Source organism: Pseudomonas sp. NY15437 (assembly GCF_048068435.1).
GTDB lineage: Bacteria > Pseudomonadota > Gammaproteobacteria > Pseudomonadales > Pseudomonadaceae > Pseudomonas > Pseudomonas nitroreducens_B.
Genome location: NZ_JBLUQC010000017.1, coordinates 21,403 through 38,200, shown reverse-complemented (window position 1 = coordinate 38,200; position 16,798 = coordinate 21,403). Strand labels below are relative to the sequence as shown.

At 66.6% G+C, this 16,798-nt stretch carries 16 protein-coding genes; 11 read left to right on the top strand and 5 right to left on the bottom strand.

The window, feature by feature from the left end:
- Positions 1-20: 20 nt before the first annotated feature.
- Genes ACNFIA_RS27715 through ACNFIA_RS27705 form a run of 3 tightly spaced genes read right to left on the bottom strand, consistent with a single transcriptional unit; the run spans position 21 to position 1,644 of the window.
- The gene (locus tag ACNFIA_RS27715; RefSeq protein ID WP_259756144.1) at positions 21-743 is read right to left on the bottom strand and encodes a glycerophosphodiester phosphodiesterase; all 723 of its coding nucleotides are present in this window, start codon (positions 741-743) and stop codon (positions 21-23) included.
- Positions 740-1,054, bottom strand: coding sequence for a phosphodiesterase (locus ACNFIA_RS27710; protein ID WP_416790207.1), 315 nt, complete (start codon positions 1,052-1,054; stop codon positions 740-742). Before ACNFIA_RS27710 ends, ACNFIA_RS27715 begins: the two co-directional genes overlap by 4 nt.
- A 14-nt stretch (positions 1,055-1,068) precedes the next feature.
- Positions 1,069-1,644 carry a PilZ domain-containing protein gene (locus ACNFIA_RS27705; protein ID WP_416790206.1) on the bottom strand — a complete coding sequence of 192 codons (576 nt, stop codon included), beginning with the start codon at positions 1,642-1,644 and terminating at the stop codon, positions 1,069-1,071.
- Between the two features lie 124 nt (positions 1,645-1,768).
- Between ACNFIA_RS27705 and ACNFIA_RS27700 the strand changes: the two genes are divergently transcribed.
- From ACNFIA_RS27700 to ACNFIA_RS27690, 3 genes are all read left to right on the top strand, one after another.
- A complete protein-coding gene (locus tag ACNFIA_RS27700) occupies positions 1,769-3,022 on the top strand; it encodes a lipoprotein-releasing ABC transporter permease subunit (RefSeq protein WP_259756141.1) in 1,254 nt (417 codons plus the stop codon).
- Complete coding sequence (gene lolD / locus ACNFIA_RS27695; RefSeq protein WP_259756140.1) at positions 3,015-3,713, top strand: lipoprotein-releasing ABC transporter ATP-binding protein LolD; 699 nt, start codon at positions 3,015-3,017, stop codon at positions 3,711-3,713. Before ACNFIA_RS27700 ends, lolD begins: the two co-directional genes overlap by 8 nt.
- A 155-nt stretch (positions 3,714-3,868) precedes the next feature.
- Positions 3,869-5,116 carry a lipoprotein-releasing ABC transporter permease subunit gene (locus ACNFIA_RS27690; RefSeq protein WP_416790204.1) on the top strand — a complete coding sequence of 416 codons (1,248 nt, stop codon included), beginning with the start codon at positions 3,869-3,871 and terminating at the stop codon, positions 5,114-5,116.
- Between the two features lie 167 nt (positions 5,117-5,283).
- Here the strand turns inward: ACNFIA_RS27690 and ACNFIA_RS27685 are convergent, their stop codons facing one another.
- On the bottom strand, positions 5,284-5,814 hold the full coding sequence (locus tag ACNFIA_RS27685; protein ID WP_416790203.1) for a DUF2062 domain-containing protein: 531 nt from the start codon (positions 5,812-5,814) through the stop codon (positions 5,284-5,286).
- A 152-nt stretch (positions 5,815-5,966) separates the two neighbouring features.
- Here ACNFIA_RS27685 and ACNFIA_RS27680 point away from each other — a divergent pair, with 152 nt between their 5' ends.
- The 8 genes from ACNFIA_RS27680 to murB all read left to right on the top strand — a co-directional run bounded on the left by ACNFIA_RS27680 (position 5,967) and on the right by murB (position 12,818).
- Positions 5,967-8,177 (top strand): DNA internalization-related competence protein ComEC/Rec2, encoded by a 2,211-nt coding sequence (locus ACNFIA_RS27680; RefSeq protein ID WP_416790202.1) that lies wholly within the window; start codon positions 5,967-5,969, stop codon positions 8,175-8,177.
- Positions 8,178-8,248: 71 nt separating this feature from the next.
- Positions 8,249-8,884, top strand: a complete 636-nt coding sequence (locus ACNFIA_RS27675; protein WP_259756132.1) for a MotA/TolQ/ExbB proton channel family protein — start codon at positions 8,249-8,251, stop codon at positions 8,882-8,884.
- Positions 8,881-9,330, top strand: a complete 450-nt coding sequence (locus ACNFIA_RS27670; RefSeq protein WP_259756130.1) for an ExbD/TolR family protein — start codon at positions 8,881-8,883, stop codon at positions 9,328-9,330. Before ACNFIA_RS27675 ends, ACNFIA_RS27670 begins: the two co-directional genes overlap by 4 nt.
- Positions 9,330-10,328, top strand: coding sequence for a tetraacyldisaccharide 4'-kinase (lpxK, locus tag ACNFIA_RS27665; RefSeq protein WP_416790200.1), 999 nt, complete (start codon positions 9,330-9,332; stop codon positions 10,326-10,328). Before ACNFIA_RS27670 ends, lpxK begins: the two co-directional genes overlap by 1 nt.
- Before the next feature lie 55 nt (positions 10,329-10,383).
- Positions 10,384-10,569: a Trm112 family protein gene (locus ACNFIA_RS27660; RefSeq protein WP_009621404.1), complete on the top strand. Its 186-nt coding sequence runs from the start codon at positions 10,384-10,386 to the stop codon at positions 10,567-10,569.
- A gap of 4 nt (positions 10,570-10,573) precedes the next feature.
- Entirely contained in the window at positions 10,574-11,338 is a 765-nt protein-coding gene (gene kdsB / locus ACNFIA_RS27655; protein ID WP_259756127.1) for a 3-deoxy-manno-octulosonate cytidylyltransferase, read from the top strand.
- Positions 11,338-11,802 carry a low molecular weight protein-tyrosine-phosphatase gene (locus ACNFIA_RS27650; protein ID WP_416790198.1) on the top strand — a complete coding sequence of 155 codons (465 nt, stop codon included), beginning with the start codon at positions 11,338-11,340 and terminating at the stop codon, positions 11,800-11,802. Before kdsB ends, ACNFIA_RS27650 begins: the two co-directional genes overlap by 1 nt.
- Positions 11,799-12,818: a UDP-N-acetylmuramate dehydrogenase gene (gene murB / locus ACNFIA_RS27645; RefSeq protein WP_416790197.1), complete on the top strand. Its 1,020-nt coding sequence runs from the start codon at positions 11,799-11,801 to the stop codon at positions 12,816-12,818. The genes ACNFIA_RS27650 and murB overlap by 4 nt, the downstream gene beginning before the upstream one ends.
- Positions 12,819-13,014: 196 nt before the next feature.
- On the opposite strand, the gene rne is transcribed toward murB, so the two are convergent.
- Positions 13,015-16,215: a ribonuclease E gene (gene rne / locus ACNFIA_RS27640; protein WP_416790196.1), complete on the bottom strand. Its 3,201-nt coding sequence runs from the start codon at positions 16,213-16,215 to the stop codon at positions 13,015-13,017.
- Positions 16,216-16,798: the final 583 nt, after the last annotated feature.

Sequence of the window (16,798 nt, the reverse complement as noted above, 5' to 3'; positions counted from 1 at the left end):
GCCGGTCGGGGAGAACCTGCTCAGCGATTCCCGATCGTGGCAGTGGCCAAACCGGGAAAGTCTGTGATCAGGCTATCCACGCCAAAATCGGCGAGCCGGCGCATCAGCGCCGGCTCGTTGACCGTCCACACCGACACATGCAGCCCCTGCTTCTGCGCTTTGAGCAGGCGTTCGGGGGTACACAGCATCCAGTTCAGCGCCAGCAGATCGCAGCCGTAGTGCGCGGCGACCTTCAACGGGTCGAGCCAGGCGTATTCGGCCACCAACCCGCGTGACAGGTCCGGCGCTAGCTCTTCCAGCGCGCGCAGCACGGTACGCGAACTCGAGGTCACGGTGATGCGGTCGCGCAGGCCGAAGCGCCCCACCAGTTGGTGGATCGCCTGCACTGTGCGCCCGGCGCGATCCTTCGAGGCGCTTTTCACTTCCAGCTGCCAGTGCTCGAACTCGCAGCGCTCGAACAGCTCCGACAGGCGCGGGATAGGGCAGGGCCGCACCCAGCCCGGGCCGCCTTCGCGGGCGTCCATGCTCACCAGGTCTTCCGCCAGTTGCTCGGAGACTTTGCCCCGGCGGCCGGTGGTGCGCTTGAGCGTCGGGTCGTGGATGACCATCAGCTCGCCGTCGCGGGACAGGTGCAGGTCCAGTTCGCAACGCTTCACGCCATGTTCCAGGCAGCGCAGGAAGCTGTTCAGGGTGTTTTCCGGTGCTTCGCCTTTGGCGCCGCGATGGCCGTAGATCAGAGTCACTGGGGCTCCTTGGGAGTCGGTGAAAGGTCCTTGAGGGATTGCGAACGGTGCTGGCGGACGGCATCGACCACCACCCCGCTCTCGAAATAGACGCTGAACTCGCGGTAGTCCCAGCGCGAGATGGGCGGCTTGCCCACTGCTGGGTGCTCTTCGTCCGGCAGGCCGAAGCGCTCCAGCACGGCCTTCTGGCTCTCGCCACGGGCCGGCAGCACGACGTGCGGATCGCCCTGGCTGCCCACGGGTATGGAGAGGGTATCCGCCAGCAGTGGCAGCGGGGTGACAAGGCTCAACAGGAGCAACAGATGACGCATGACATTCGTGGGTTTCATTCTTCGCGGGCCTTGGCTTGCCGGCGTTCCAGCGCCTGGCGCTGGAGAATGTGGCGGGCGAGCAACTGGCGCGGGGCGTCGCCCAGTTGGTCGAATTCGGTGCCGATCTCGTAGTCGCCCTCGGGCTGTTGCTGGCAATGGGTGACCTTGGCGCGCAGCAGCAGGCCCAGGCCATGGGGCAGAAGGACGATCTTCAGCGCCAGGTCCTGACCCACGGGCAACGGCTGCGGATCGCGGAAATCGATGCCGCCTTCGGACAAGGTGACCTTGCGCGCCGGACCTATCTCACTGAGCAGGCTCTGGGTCAGGGCCTGGGCGATCAGGTCGATGCGCTTGTTCATCACCTTCAGGTAGCTGGCCAGCGGGCGGTCGCGCTCATTGATATGGCGCAGCAGGTGCTGCGACTCGAAGTCGGTGAGGTGCAGGTCGCTGAGCAGATTGAATAGCGCGGAATCATCCTGAAGCACTTCTTGCGACTGGATTTCGTCCTCGCGCAGCGGGCGAAATTCCAATGCGAGCGTGTCTTCAATACGATAGTATTCGCGGCGGTCATCCGCGTCTGGAGTGGACATGGCGAACCCACGGCGGCAGTGATGGTCTGAGTGTAAAGCCGCCTGCCGAGCCTCGCCACACGGAAGTCGCACGCCAGATGGAACTGACGCCCGACGCACTCTTCACCTTCTCATTCGGCCCCACATGTTCAGACCCCTTTCCGTCTACATCGGAACGCGCTACACACGCGCCAAACGCCGCAGCCACTTCGTCTCCTTCATCTCGCTGACCTCCATGATCGGCCTCGCGCTGGGCGTGGTGGTGATGATCGTGGTGCTCTCGGTCATGAACGGCTTCGACCACGAGATGCGCACCCGCGTGCTGGGCATGGTGCCCCACGCCACGGTGGAGTCTTACCAGCCGATTTCAGACTGGCAGGGCATCGCCGGGCAGATCAAGACCCAGCACCCCAACGTGCTGGAGGTCGCGCCCTTCATCCAGATGCAGGGCCTGCTGAGCGCCGGCGGCACCGTACAGAAGGTGCTGATCAACGCCGTGGACCCGAACGAGGAAAGCAAGGTCTCGATCATCGACCAGTTCTTCCAGGAAGGGTCGCTGCAGAGCCTCAAGCCCGGCGAGTTCGGCATCCTTATCGGCGACAAGGCGGCGAAGAACCTCGGCGTCAAGCTGGGTGACAAGGTCACCTTCATCGCGCCGGAAGTCTCGGTCACCCCCGCTGGCATGTTCCCGCGCATGAAGCGCTTCACGGTGGTCGGCACCTTCCATGTCGGCGCCGGCGAGCTGGACGGCTACGTCGCCATGGTCCATATCGACGATGCCGCGCGCATGCGCCGCCTCAAGGACGGCCAGGTCGAAGGCCTGCGCCTGAAGCTCGACGACCTGTTCCAGGCGCCGCGTACCGCCTGGGAAATCGCCCGTACCCTGAAGGGCAACGACTACTTCGCCCGCGACTGGACCCGCAGCCACGGCAACCTGTACCAGGCGATCCGCATGGAGAAATCCATGATCGGCCTGTTGTTGCTGCTGATCGTCGCGGTCGCCGCGTTCAACATCATTTCCACCCTGGTCATGGTCGTCACCGACAAGAAGGCCGACATCGCCATCCTCCGCACCCTGGGCGCCACGCCGGGGCAGATCATGGCGACCTTCATGGTCCAGGGTACGGTGATCGGTGTCATCGGCACCTTCATCGGCGGCGTGCTGGGCGTGCTCGCGGCGCTCAACGTCAGCTCCGCCATCGCCCTGCTGGAGCGCCTGCTGGGCCACAAGTTCCTCAACGCGGACGTCTACTTCATCGATTACCTGCCCTCGCAACTGATGAGCGAGGACGTGATCCTGGTGTGCAGCGCCGCGCTGATCCTGAGTTTCTTCGCCACCCTGTATCCGGCCTGGCGTGCGGCCCGCACCCAGCCCGCGGAGGCCCTGCGTTATGAGTAAGCCGACCCCCAACGACCAGGCCGTCCTGAGCTGCCGCGACCTCGGCAAGCGCTACGAGGAAGGCCCGCAGTCGGTCGAAGTGCTCTCCGGCGTGCAGCTGGAGCTGCTGCCCGGCGAGCGCGTCGCCATCGTCGGCAGCTCCGGTTCGGGCAAGAGTACCCTGCTGAACATGCTCGGCGGCCTCGACACGCCCAGCACCGGCAGCGTCTGGCTGGCCGGCGAGCAGCTGTCGGCGCTGAACGAGAAGCAGCGCGGCCTGCTGCGCAACCGGGCGCTGGGCTTCGTCTACCAGTTCCACCACCTGCTGCCGGAGTTCACCGCCCTGGAGAACGTCTGCATGCCGCTACTGATCGGCAAGACGCCCATCCCCGAGGCGCGCCAGCGGGCCACGGCGCTGCTGGAGCGGGTGGGCCTGGGCCATCGCCTGAGCCACAAGCCGGCCGAGCTGTCCGGCGGCGAGCGCCAGCGCGTCGCCATCGCCCGCGCCCTGGTCAACACACCGAAGCTGGTGCTGCTCGACGAGCCCACCGGCAACCTCGACCAGCACACCGCCCACGGTATCCAGGAGTTGATGCTGGAACTGTCTCAGTCCCTGCGCACCGCCTTCCTGGTGGTGACCCACGACACCCACCTCGCGCAGCAGATGGATCGCGTGCTGCGCCTGGAGGAGGGCCGGCTGGTTGCCGCCTGAGAACCTGCCCAATGCCTGCCTGCGCTTGCCCATGCTGCGTTGGAAGCAGGCTGAAGATGCTCATTTACAGCGCGTAGACTGCGCTTTTCCGCCTGCTTCCGCCTTGCCTGAGCTGCGCTCGGCGAGGCCTTGAACAGGTTCTAAGAGAGTCGCCCATGTTCAGACCCCTGTCCGTCTTCATCGGCACCCGCTACACGCGGGCCAAGCGACGCAACCACTACATTTCGTTCATCTCCCTGACCTCGATGATCGGCCTCGCCCTGGGCGTGCTGGCCATGATCGTGGTGCTCTCGGTGATGAACGGCTTCCAGAAGGAAATGCGCTCGCGCATCCTCGGCATGGTCCCGCACGCCGTGCTGCAGCAGGCCAGCGGCCCGCTGGACGACTGGCAGCACGTGGCCGAGGTGGCGAAGAAGAATCCGCAGATCGTCGGCGCGGTGCCCTACACCGAGGTCGACGGCATGCTCTCCTATAAAGGCATGATGCAGCCCATCGAAGTGGATGGTGTCGATCCGGCTCTGGAAACCCAGGTGTCGATCATTGGCCAGCACATGGTCCGTGGCAGGCTCGACGACCTCAAGGCCACCGAGTTCGGCGTGGTCATCGGCGAGATCACCGCGCGGCGCTTCCACGTCAACGTCGGCGACAGCCTGCTGCTGATCGTTCCGGAGCCGAGCACCGCGCCCGGCGGCATCACCCCGCGCATGCAGCGCCTGAACGTAGTCGGCATCTTCAAGGTCGGCGCCGAGCTGGACAGCACCCTGGCGCTGATCCATGTGGACGACGCGGCCAGCCTGCTGCGCTGGCAGCCCGGCCAGGTGCAGAGCGTGCGCATTGCCCTGAAGGATCTGTTCCAGGCGCCGGATGTCGGCGCGGCTATCGCCAGGCAGCTGGGCGAGGGCTACCGCTCGGTGGACTGGACCCACACCCAGGGCAGCCTGTTCAGCGCGATGAAGATGGAAAAGACCATGATCGGCCTGCTGCTGTTGCTGATCGTCGCGGTCGCCGCCTTCAACATCATCGCCACGCTGATCATGGTGGTGGCCGACAAGCGGGCGGACATCGCCATCCTGCGCACCCTGGGCGCCACGCCGAAGCAGATCATGGCGATCTTCATGGTGCAGGGCACGGTGATCGGCCTGATCGGCACCGTCATCGGTTGTGTGCTGGGCGTGCTGGCGGCGTACAACGTCACCGCCATCGTCTCGACCCTGGAACGCGTGGCGGGCACCCATGTGTTCAACTCGGACATCTACTTCATCAACTACCTGCCGTCCGACCCGCAGATCAGCGACATCGTGTTGATCTGCGTCGCGGCACTGTCGATGAGCTTCCTTGCCACGCTGTACCCGGCCTGGCGCGCGGCCTCGACCCAGCCGGCGGAATCGCTGCGTTACGAGTGATCCATCGGCCCATGAAAAAGCCGCCCTTCGGGGCGGCTTTTTTGTACCTGTAGGACCGAGGGGGACGCCTAGTCCTTGCTCGCGAACAATCCTACTGGCGGCTCTGGCATTGGGGGGTTCGCGAGCAAGCTCGCTCCTACGAAAAGCCGTGATTGCCGAGGCGGCGGTTATAGGCCGTTCTGCAGATTGCGCAGCGCCCGACGCCGCCGCCAGCTGCGGCCGATCCACCAGCGCCAGTAACCTTCGGTGGCCAGGTAGCCGAGCAGGCCCACCAGGATGCCGCAAATCACCGAACCCAGCAGGAAGGGTTGCCAGAGCATCGCCAGTTCGCCGCTGATCCATTCCCAGGTCAGGTGGTCGGGCAGGGCGCGGGCCGGGATGCCCATGACCCACGCGCCCATCTTGTAGGTGCAATAGAAGACGGGCGGCATGGTGATCGGGTTGGTCAGCCAGACCAGCCCGACCGAAATCGGCAGGTTGGCCCGCACCCAGACCGCCAGCGAGGCGGCCAGCAGCATCTGCAGCGGGATCGGGATGAACGCGGCGAACAGCCCCATGCCCATGGCGCGGGACACGGAGCGGCGATTGAGGTGCCAGAGGTTGGGCGACTGGATCAGCGGTCCGAGAAAGCGCAGGCCCTTGTGGTGCCTGATGCTCTCCGGATCCGGCATGTAGCGCTTGAAGATTCGGCGCGGCATGAGGGAAATCTCTGGCAGACGGACGACGCTCCATTATGCCTAGCTAGGTGACAGTCATTGATTGCCAACTATGTCCGTGTGTAACCGCCGCAGGCCAATCGGACCGGCGGTTGCGACAGTGGCCGGGAGTTGCTGCGTTGCCTCGTACAGGGATGTTCGCGCTGGCCTTGGGCCTGCTGGCGCTGCGCTGGATGCCCGCGCTGCCGCCTGGCTGGGCGCTGTTGCTGTGTGTGCTGCTTGGCTTGCCGTTGCTGTTCACGCGCACCTACGCCGTCGGGCTCTTCCTGCTCGGCTTTGCCTGGGCCTGCCAGTCGGCCCAGTGGGCGCTGGATGAGCGCCTGGCGCCCATGCTGGACGGCCGCACCCTTTGGCTGGAGGGGAGGGTGGAAGGCCTGCCGGATCGTTCCGGCCCGTCGGTGCGCTTCGTTCTCGGCGACGTTTCCAGCCCCCGCGCGAAGGTTCCCCCCACCTTGCGCCTGTCGTGGTTCGATGGGCCGCCGGTGGAAGGCGGCGAGCGCTGGCGGTTGGCAGTGAAGCTCAAGCGTCCCCATGGCATGGCCAACGGTGCCGGCTTCGATTACGAGGCCTGGCTCACCGCCCAGCGCATCGGCGCCACCGGCAGTGTGAAGGACGGCCAGCGCCTGGAAGGCTCCAGCGGCCCGCGGGCCTGGCGCGAAGTCTGGCGGCAGCGCCTGCTGGCGGTGGATGCCCACGGCCGTTCCGGGGCGCTCGCCGCCCTCGTGCTGGGCGACGCCTCCGGGCTGACCACGGCGGACTGGCAAGTGTTGCAGGACACCGGAACCCTGCACCTGATGGTGATTTCCGGCTCGCACATCTCGCTGCTGGCCGGTCTGCTCTACGCCGTGGTGGCCGGCCTGGCGCGCTTCGGCTGCTGGCCGACGCGCCTGCCCTGGCTGCCCTGTGCCTGCCTGCTGGCCGCCTGTGGCGCCTGGGCCTACAGCCTGATGGCGGGGTTCGAGGTGCCGCTGCAGCGCGCCTGCATCATGGTCTCCATCGTCCTGCTGTGGCGCCTGCGCTATCGCCATCGCGGATTGTGGACGCCGCTGCTGGGCGCGCTGCTGGCGGTGCTGCTGGTCGAACCGCTGGTGGTCCTGTTGCCGGGGTTCTGGCTGTCCTACGCGGCGGTGGCGCTGCTGATCTTCGGCTTCTCCGGGCGGCTGGGGCGTTGGACCGCCTGGCGCACCTGGCTGCGGGCGCAGTGGCTGATGGCGGTCGGACTGTTGCCGGCATCGATTGCGCTGGGGTTGCCGCTGAGCGTTTCCGGCGTGCTGGCCAATCTGATCGCCGTGCCCTGGGTGGAATTGGTAGTCGTGCCGCTGGCGTTGCTGGGCAGCCTGGCGTTGGGCGTTCCCGCGCTGGGCGACGCCTTGCTGTGGGTGTCGGGTGGTCTGCTCGAGCTGCTGTTCCGTCTGCTGGGCTGGATGGCGGCACTGGCACCCGCCTGGCAGCCCGTCGCCGCGCCCGTCTGGGCGGTGGCGCTGGCGATGCTCGGGGCACTCCTGTTACTGGCGCCGGCCGGGGTGCCGTTGCGGGCGCTGGGGTTGGCGATGTTCCTGCCTTTGTTCTGGCCGACGCTCCCGTTGCCCGCGCCAGGCACGGCCGAGATCCGGGTGCTGGACGTGGGGCAGGGGCTGTCCGTGCTGATCCGCACGCGCAGCCAGGTCTGGCTCTACGACACGGGGGCGCGCAATGGCGATTTCGACATCGGCGAACGGGTCGTGGTGCCGACGCTGCGCAGCCTGGGCATCGGCCACCTGGACCTGCTCATGCTCAGCCTCGCGGACAACGACCATGCCGGCGGCGCCGTCGCGGTGAAGCACGCTTTACGGCCTGCGCAGGTCATCAGCGGGGAACCGGAGCGGCTGGTGCCCGAGTTGCAGGCGCGGCCTTGCCGAAACGAAGACTGGGCCATCGACGGCGTTCGTCTTTCAAGCTGGCAATGGTCGGGCGCGCGGGAAAGCAACGACCGCTCCTGCGTGCTGGAAATCGAAGCCAACGGCGAGCGCATCCTGCTTACCGGCGATTTGCCGCAACCCGCCGAGCTGGCCTGGCTGGCGGCGCATCCGCGGCAACGTATCGACTGGCTGCTGGCCGGCCACCACGGCAGCCGCAGTTCCTCCGGGCCGGCATTCCTGCGGGCGATCCAGCCCTCCACGGCGATCATCTCCCGCGGCGCCAACAACCCTTACGGCCATCCGCATCCGTCGGTCGTCGAGCGCTTCCGCGCACTGGGCGTCCGGATTCAGGATACGGCGGAGCAGGGTGCACTGACCCTGACGCTCGGCGCCCATGGCGAGGTCCGGGGAGTGCGGGAAGGCGCACATTTCTGGCAGGAAAATTGAACTGGAGGCGGTCGGCTCGCCACGGCCCCTGTGCTAGAGTGGCGCCACTTTTTTTCAGGGGATTCACCACTGTGTGGGAACTGGTCAAAGCTGGCGGCTGGATGATGCTGCCGATCTTGCTGAGCTCCGTCGCTGCCATGGCGATCGTCGCCGAACGTCTCTGGACCCTGCGCTTGAGCCGCGTGGCCCCGCCGCAACTGCTCGGCCAGGTGTGGAAGCAGATCAAGGACAAGAAGATGAACAGCCAGGCCCTGAAGGACCTGCGCGCGTCGTCCCCGCTGGGTGAAATCCTCGCCGCCGGCCTGGCCAACTCCAAGCATGGTCGCGAGATCATGAAGGAGTGCATCGAGGAAGCCGCCTCCCGCGTCATCCACGAGCTGGAACGCTACCTCAATGCCCTGGGCACCATCGCCGCCATGGCGCCGCTGCTCGGCCTGCTGGGCACGGTATTCGGCATGATCCAGATCTTCAGCGCCTTCATGGGCGACGGCATGGCCAATGCGCCAATGCTCGCCGGTGGTATCTCCAAGGCGCTGATCACCACGGCGGCCGGCCTGATCGTGGCGATTCCGTCGGTGTTCTTCCACCGCTACCTGCTGCGCCGCGTCGATGAACTGGTCATCGCCATGGAACAGGAAGCCATCAAGCTGGTGGAAGTGACCCAGGGCGACCGCGAAGTCGACTTCGTCGAGGAAGGCAAAGCGTGAAATTCCGCCGCAGAGCGGGCGGAGCGGCCCGCGAGGACGTCTTCATCAACCTGGCGTCGCTGATCGACGTGATCTTCGTGCTGCTGCTGTTCTTCGTGGTCGCCACTTCGTTCACCAAGCCGTCGCAGCTCAAGGTCGAACTGCCCGAAGCGGTCAGCGGCACGCCGCCGGAAGCCACCGAGATCAAGCAGATCGAAATCTCCATCAGTGTCGAAGGCCACTACGCGCTCAATGGCCAGAGCCTGGCACGTGACGATCTGGAAAACCTGATGAACGCCATGCAGCGCGAATCCGCCGGCGACAACAGCCTGCCGGTGGTGATCACCGCCGATGGCAAGGTGAACTACCAGTCCGTGGTCACCGCGATGGATGCCGCCGGCAAGCTGGGCTTCACCCACCTGCGCATCACCACCATCGAGGCGCAGGCGGACAAGAAGAGCCCCTGATGGCGTTCTCCGACCGCCTGCTCGACGCCTGGTACAAGGGCCACCCGGCCCTTGCCCTGCTGAGGCCGCTCGAACTGCTTTACCGGCGTATCGCTCAAGGCCGCCGGCAGGACTTCCTCTCCGGCGCCAAGCCGGCCTACCGCGCGCCGGTACCCATCGTCGTGGTGGGCAACATCACCGTCGGCGGCACCGGCAAGACGCCGATGATCCTCTGGCTGATCGAACACTGCCGCGCCCGTGGGCTGAAGGTCGGCGTGGTCAGTCGTGGCTACGGCGCCAAGCCGCCACAGACGCCCTGGCGCGTGCGCGCCGAACAGTCGGCGGCGCAGGCGGGCGACGAGCCGCTGATGATCGTGCGCCGCAGCGGTGTGCCGCTGATGATCGACCCGGACCGCTCCAGCGCCGTGCGCGCGCTGCTGGCAGAGGAGCCGCTGGACCTGATCCTGTGTGACGACGGCCTGCAGCACTATCGCCTGGCCCGTGACCTGGAACTGGTGCTGATCGACGCCGCCCGTGGCCTGGGTAACGGACGCTGCCTGCCCGCCGGGCCGCTGCGCGAACCCGCCGAGCGCCTGGAGGAGGTCGACGCCGTGCTGCACAATGGCGCGCCGTCCGATCCGCCGGGGGCCTTCTCCTTTGTCCTGCGACCTTCTGCCCTGGTCAACCTGGCCAGCGGCGAACGCCGTGGCGTCGAGCATTTCCCCGCCGGTCAGTCGCTCCACGCGCTGGCCGGGATCGGCAACCCGCAGCGTTTCTTCAAGACGCTCGAGGCGCTAAACTGGCGGCCGATTCCGCATCCCTTCCCCGACCATGCGGCCTATACCGTCGAGCAGCTGCGCTTCACGCCGGCACTGCCGCTGGTCATGACCGAGAAGGACGCGGTGAAATGCCGGTCCTTCGCCGCGCCCGACTGGTGGTACCTCGCCGTCGAAGCGCAGCCGTCGCCGGCCTTCGTCGCCTGGTTCGACGCCCAGCTCGAGCGCCTGGTCGCCCGCTGATCGGCGTCGCAGCTGCGCCGCCCGCATTCATATCTTCAAGCTCAAGGAACGCACCATGGACCCGAAACTCCTCGATATCCTCGCCTGTCCGCTGTGCAAGGGCCCGCTCAAGCTCACCGACGACAAGTCCGAGCTGATCTGCAAGGCCGACGGCCTGGCCTACCCGGTGCGCGACGGCATCCCGGTGATGCTCGAAGGGGAAGCGCGCACCCTCAACGTCGACGAACGTCTGGACAAGTAACGCCATGAGCCAGGCCTATACCGTCGTCATTCCCGCCCGCTACGCCTCCACCCGCCTGCCCGGCAAGCCGCTGCAGGACATCGCCGGCAAGCCGATGATCCAGCACGTCTGGGCGCAGGCGGGCAAAAGTTCCGCCACCCAGGTGGTGGTCGCCACCGACGATGCGCGCATCGTCGAGGCCTGCCAGGGCTTCGGTGCCCAGGTGGTGCTGACCCGCGCCGAGCACAACTCCGGCACCGACCGCCTGGCGGAAGTGGCCGACGCGCTGGGCCTGGCCGACGACGCCATCGTGGTCAACGTGCAGGGCGACGAGCCGCTGGTGCCGCCGTCGATCATCGATCAGGTGGCCGCCAACCTCGCCGCGCACCCGGAAGCGGGCATCGCCACCCTGTGCGAGGAAATCCACGACCCGGCGGCGCTGTTCAATCCGAACATCGTCAAGGTGGTCAGCGACAAGAACGGCCTCGCGCTGACCTTCAGCCGCGCCACGCTGCCCTGGGCGCGCGACGCCTTCGCGGTAGACCGCGACAGCCTGCCGGCGAACGTGCCGTACCGCCGCCATATCGGCATCTACGCCTACCGCGCGCGCTTCCTGCGTGATTTCGTGGCCTGGGGCCCGTGCTGGCTGGAAGACACGGAGTGCCTGGAGCAGCTGCGCGCGCTGTGGCACGGCGTGCGCATCCACGTGGCCGACGCCCTGGAGGCGCCGCAGGCCGGTGTCGACACCCCGGAAGACCTGGAGCGCGTCCGGCGCATCCTGGGGGCTTGATGAAGGTCCTGTTCGTCTGCCTGGGCAATATCTGCCGTTCGCCCACCGCCGAGGGTGTGTTCCGCCACAAGGTCCGCCAGGCGGGCCTGGAAGATCGCATCGAGATCGACTCCGCCGGCACCGGCGATTGGCATGTCGGCAAGGCGCCGGACACGCGTACGCGAGCCGCCGCGCTGCGCCGCGGCTACGACCTGTCGGTCCTGCGGGCGCGGCAGGTCAGCGTGGCGGACTTCTCCCGCTATGACCTGATCCTGGCCATGGACACTGCCAACCTGCGCGACCTCACGCATCTGCGGGGCGGCAGCGGCAAGGCCGAACTGGACCTGTTCCTGCGCCGCTACGAACTGGAAATCGACGAAGTCCCCGATCCTTACTATGGCGGCGAGGACGGCTTCGAGCAGGTGCTGGACCTGGTGGAAAGGGCCTGCGACGGCCTGCTGACGGAAGTGAAGGGACGCCTGTGACGCTGCAACTGCAAGAACGCATTTCCCTCAAGCCCTACAACACCTTCGGTGTCGAGGTCGCGGCGCGCTGGTTCGCCCATGCCCACGACGATGCCGAGGTGCGTGCCGGTATCGTCGCCGCCGCGGAAAAGGGTCTGCCGCTGATGGTGATTGGTGGCGGCAGCAACCTCCTGCTGACCCGTGACGTCGAGGCGCTGGTACTGCGCATGGCGTCCCGTGGCGTGCGGGTGCTCAGCGATGATGGCGAGCGCGTGGTGGTCGAGGCGGAAGCTGGCGAGGTGTGGGACGACTTCGTCCGCTGGACGCTGGGCCAGGGCTTGGGCGGGCTGGAGAACCTCAGCCTGATTCCCGGTACGGTCGGCGCCGCGCCGATGCAGAACATCGGCGCCTATGGCGTCGAGATCAAGGACGTGTTCGCCGGCCTGACCGCGCTGGACCGCCAGAGCGGCGAGCTGTGCGAGTTCGGCCTGGAAGACTGCGCCTTCGCCTACCGCGAAAGCCGCTTCAAGCGCGAGCCCGGCCGCTGGCTGATCCTGCGGGTGCGCTTCGCCCTGAGCCGTGCGGCGGCACTGCATCTGGACTACGGTCCGGTGCGCCAGCGCCTGGCAGAGGAGGGCGTGACCGCGCCGACGCCTGCCGATGTGTCGCGGGTGATCTGCGCGATCCGCCGCGAGAAGCTCCCGGACCCGGCCGCGCTGGGCAATGCCGGCAGCTTCTTCAAGAACCCGGTGGTATCGGCCGAGCAGGCAGACGCGCTGCGGCAGCGCTTCAGTGATCTGGTTGCCTATCCGCAAGGCGATGGCCTGATGAAGCTCGCCGCCGGCTGGCTGATCGACAAGGCCGGCTGGAAGGGCTTCCGTGACGGCGCGGCCGGCGTGCATGCACAGCAGGCGCTGGTGCTGGTCAATTACGGCGGCGCTACCGGCGCGCAGTTGCATGCCTTGGCTGAACGCATTCGCGACGATATCCGCCAGCGGTTCGGCGTTGAGCTGGAGATGGAGCCGAATCTCTACTGAGCGCGCTTCTGAGGCGAAGAAGGGATGCGACGGCATCCCTTTTTTGTGCCTGTTGTGGTGTGTTTTGTAGGAGCGAGCTTGCTCGCGAACCGCCCGAGCTGCGGCGCTCACCTTGGCGTAGGAGTGGCGAACACTTAGCGTGCAGGCAATAAAAAAGGGGATGCAACGGCATCCCCTTTTTCCGATCAGGAAGCGATCAGCTGTGGTGTTTTTCCACCACGGAGCCTTCTTCTTCCTCGGCCTTCTCGGCCTTCTCGGCTTTCTCGCCTTCAGCCTGCTCGACGGCTTCGGCTTCGTTCACTACCTCGGCCACAACGGTCTCGGCGGTGACGTCAGCGGCCGGCTCGACCACGACGTCGGCTTCCACGGCAGCAGCTTCTTCAACCACGGTTTCGACCGCCGGAGCTTGTTCGACCTGCGGGGCAGCGGCGGCGGCAGCCGCGGCTTCGCGAGCCAGACGCTCCTGGCGACGACGCTCGCGCGGGTCGTTGGAGGCGCGGCCGGTGGCGTTCGCCGGAACGGCCGGAGCGGCTTCTTCGCTTGCAGTCGGTGCGGCAGCCGGCGCTTCTTCGGCAATGGCGGGAGCTTGCGCCGGCGCTTCTTCGACCAGTTGGGCGACAGCTTCGATCACGGTTTCAGCAGCCGGGGCCGGTGCATCTTCCGCGACGGCCGGTTCGGCAGCGGCTACGTCAACGGTGTCGTTGACAGCTTCTACCGGCTCGGCAGCCTGCTCGGCGGGTTTGGCCAGGTCGATGGTCTGTTCCAGTGCGCTTTCGGTGCGCACGGCTTCGACGACGCCGGATTCCAGCGGCTGAGCTTCGACCTGAGCCTGGGCAACGGGCTGCTCCTGCTCGGCGGCGGCTTCGGCAACGGCGACAGCGGTGGCGGCGGCAGCGACCAGGGCGGCAGGCGACGGGGTGTCGGAAGCAGCCTGTTCGGCAACGCCTTCGGCACTGTTCACGTCGCCTTCGGCGCCTTCAACACCATCCACGCCGGCTTCACGCTGGCGCTCGCGGCGGTTGCTGCGGCGGCGCTGGCCACGGGAACGGCGACGCGGACGCTCATCGTCCGAGCCTTCGTCGTCCTGTTGATCCAGCAGTTCCTCGTTCGGCAGCTCTTCGGCTTCCAGGGCAGCGGCGTCGCGAGCCTGACGGTCTTCGCGCGGCTGGCGCTCTTCACGGGGCGGACGCTCGGCGCGCTCGCCACGCTCACCGCGAGGCTGGCGCTCTTCGCGCGGCTGGCGTTCTTCACGCGGTTGACGCTCGGTGCGCTCGCCGCGCTCCTCGCGGGGCTGACGCTCCTCGCGCGGCGGGCGCTCGGCGCGCTCCTCACGGGGTTGACGCTCTTCGCGCGGCGGACGCTCGGCGCGCTCTTCACGCGGCTGGCGTTCCTCGCGCGGCGGGCGCTCGGCACGCTCCTCGCGGGGCTGGCGCTCTTCGCGCGGTTGACGCTCGGCGCGTTCTTCACGCGGCTGACGCTCTTCACGGGCAGGACGCTCGGCGCGCTCGCCACGTTCGCCACGCTCGTCGCGGCGACGCTCGCCACGCTCTTTGCGCTCGTCATCGCGGCGGCCACCGTCGCGACCGTCACGGCGACGGTTCTGCTGACGGCCGTTGCGACGCTCGCCCTGGCCTTCGCTGCGCTCGGTGGCCGGCTTTTCGGCGGCTGCCGGCGTCGGCTCGGGCTTGCTGCCGGCGAACAGGCTGACCAGCGACTTCACCAGGCCCTGGAACAGGCTCGGCTCAGGCATGGGCTTGGCGGCTTCGACGACCGGCGCGGCAGCGGCTTGCTGCGGGGCAGGGGTCTGCGGGGAAACGGTCTTCACCGCTGCCTCCTGGCGAACCAGGGTGCGGGTGGCGCTGACCGGCTGGACTTCCTCGTGCTCTTCCGGCGCCATCTCGTAGCTGGCATGGCCGGACAGCAGTTCGGGGTTGTCGTCGCGCAGGCGCTGGACTTCGAAGTGCGGCGTTTCCAGGTGGTCGTCCGGCAGGATGAAGATGCGCGCGCGGGTACGCAGCTCGATCTTGGTGATGGCGTTGCGCTTCTCGTTGAGCAGGAAGGCGGCAACCTGGAACGGCACGCGCGCGCGAACTTCGGCGGTGCGGTCCTTCAGGGCTTCTTCCTCGATCAGGCGCAGGATGGCCAGCGACAGGGATTCGACGTCGCGGATGATGCCTTGGCCGTTGCAGCGCGGGCAGACGATGCCGCTGGTTTCGCCCAGGGACGGACGCAGGCGCTGACGGGACATTTCCAGCAGGCCGAAGCGCGAGATGCGGCCCACCTGTACGCGGGCGCGGTCGGCTTCCAGGGCTTCGCGGACGCGTTCTTCCACGGCGCGCTGGTTCTTCGCCGGGGTCATGTCGATGAAGTCGATGACGATCAGGCCGCCGATGTCACGCAGGCGCAGCTGGCGGGCGATTTCCTCGGCCGCTTCCAGGTTGGTCTGCAGGGCGGTTTCCTCGATGTCGCCGCCTTTGGTGGCGCGCGCCGAGTTGATGTCGATGGACACCAGGGCTTCGGTCGGATCGATGACGATGGAGCCGCCCGACGGCAGCTTCACTTCGCGCTGGAAGGCGGTTTCGATCTGGCTCTCGATCTGGAAGCGGTTGAACAGCGGAACGCTGTCCTGGTACAGCTTCACCTTGCTCGCGTACTGCGGCATGACCTGCTGGATGAAGTTCAGGGCTTCTTCCTGGGCGTCGATGCTGTCGATCAGCACTTCGCCGATGTCCTGGCGCAGGTAGTCGCGGATGGCGCGGATGATGACGTTGCTTTCCTGGTAGATCAGGAACGGGCCGCTGCGCTCGCCGGAGGCTTCCTTGATGGCGCCCCACAGTTGCAGCAGGTAGTCCAGGTCCCATTGCAGCTCTTCGGAGCTGCGGCCCAGGCCCGCGGTGCGGACGATCAGGCCCATGTCGCCGGGAACGGTCAGGCCGTTCAGCGCTTCGCGCAGTTCGTTGCGCTCTTCACCCTCGATGCGGCGGGAGATGCCGCCAGCGCGCGGGTTGTTGGGCATGAGTACCAGGTAACGGCCGGCGAGGCTGATGAAGGTGGTCAGGGCGGCGCCCTTGTTGCCACGCTCTTCTTTCTCGACCTGGACGATGACTTCCTGGCCTTCGCTCAGGACGTCCTTGATGTTGATGCGGCCTTCAGGGTTCTTCTTGAAGTATTCGCGGGAGATTTCTTTGAGGGGGAGGAAGCCGTGGCGCTCGGCGCCGAAGTCGACGAAGGCGGCTTCAAGGCTCGGCTCGATGCGGGTGATGCGGCCCTTGTAGATGTTGGCCTTCTTCTGTTCGCGCGCGCCGGACTCGATGTCCAGGTCGAACAGGCGTTGGCCGTCTACCAGCGCTACACGCAACTCTTCGGGTTGAGTTGCGTTGATCAGCATTCTTTTCATGTAGTACCAATGGTTTCCGGGGCCACCGGAAACGGCGATCGGCACACACGACTCTCACGGTCGGTGCTAAGGCACGTACTCAGGAACGGCGGACCATTCCAGTGTCCAGCGGCAGCAGGATAAATCTGCTGTGCCGCGACTACGTTTCCTGCTTGTTGAGTAAGAACAAGCACTCATCAGGAGGAGGAATCGACTGTCAGAAGCGGACGACAAGTGCGTCTATGTTCAAGGCATGCGTTCAAGGCAAGAACGCAACGCAATCCGACAGTTGTGCATCTCCGCCCTGCACATTTCCCTTAAGAGCCGGGTGCCACTCGCTGAATCCGGGAGCGGGGTTGGCTTTTATCACGGCGACCTTGGCTGCCGTGGTCATGTCTGAAGGCCTGGGTTTCGAGGCGCTGTCGGCGCGAGAATCGCTCGGGCCGTTGCAACGCTTCCGGGGACTGCCTCGTGTCCGTTCAATGTGTTTGCAGGCGGTTGGGGATGGCGATTGCGCGATCATCCGCAGGCCTGGCCACTTTTGGCGGCCTCCCGAATATAGCAGCAATGATTAAGTGCTTCAATTGAATGAAAAATTGTTATT

Excerpts from the sequence above, each read along its gene's own strand:
- ACNFIA_RS27710 (WP_416790207.1), bottom strand. The coding sequence starts at position 1,054 with ATGCGTCATCTGTTGCTCCTGTTGAGCCTTGTCACCCCGCTGCCACTG.
- ACNFIA_RS27705 (WP_416790206.1), bottom strand. The coding sequence starts at position 1,644 with ATGTCCACTCCAGACGCGGATGACCGCCGCGAATACTATCGTATTGAA.
- ACNFIA_RS27700 (WP_259756141.1), top strand. The coding sequence starts at position 1,769 with ATGTTCAGACCCCTTTCCGTCTACATCGGAACGCGCTACACACGCGCC.
- lolD (WP_259756140.1), top strand. The coding sequence starts at position 3,015 with ATGAGTAAGCCGACCCCCAACGACCAGGCCGTCCTGAGCTGCCGCGAC.
- ACNFIA_RS27690 (WP_416790204.1), top strand. The coding sequence starts at position 3,869 with ATGTTCAGACCCCTGTCCGTCTTCATCGGCACCCGCTACACGCGGGCC.
- ACNFIA_RS27685 (WP_416790203.1), bottom strand. The coding sequence starts at position 5,814 with ATGCCGCGCCGAATCTTCAAGCGCTACATGCCGGATCCGGAGAGCATC.
- ACNFIA_RS27680 (WP_416790202.1), top strand. The coding sequence starts at position 5,967 with ATGTTCGCGCTGGCCTTGGGCCTGCTGGCGCTGCGCTGGATGCCCGCG.
- lpxK (WP_416790200.1), top strand. The coding sequence starts at position 9,330 with ATGGCGTTCTCCGACCGCCTGCTCGACGCCTGGTACAAGGGCCACCCG.
- ACNFIA_RS27660 (WP_009621404.1), top strand. The coding sequence starts at position 10,384 with ATGGACCCGAAACTCCTCGATATCCTCGCCTGTCCGCTGTGCAAGGGC.
- kdsB (WP_259756127.1), top strand. The coding sequence starts at position 10,574 with ATGAGCCAGGCCTATACCGTCGTCATTCCCGCCCGCTACGCCTCCACC.
- ACNFIA_RS27650 (WP_416790198.1), top strand. The coding sequence starts at position 11,338 with ATGAAGGTCCTGTTCGTCTGCCTGGGCAATATCTGCCGTTCGCCCACC.
- rne (WP_416790196.1), bottom strand. The coding sequence starts at position 16,215 with ATGAAAAGAATGCTGATCAACGCAACTCAACCCGAAGAGTTGCGTGTA.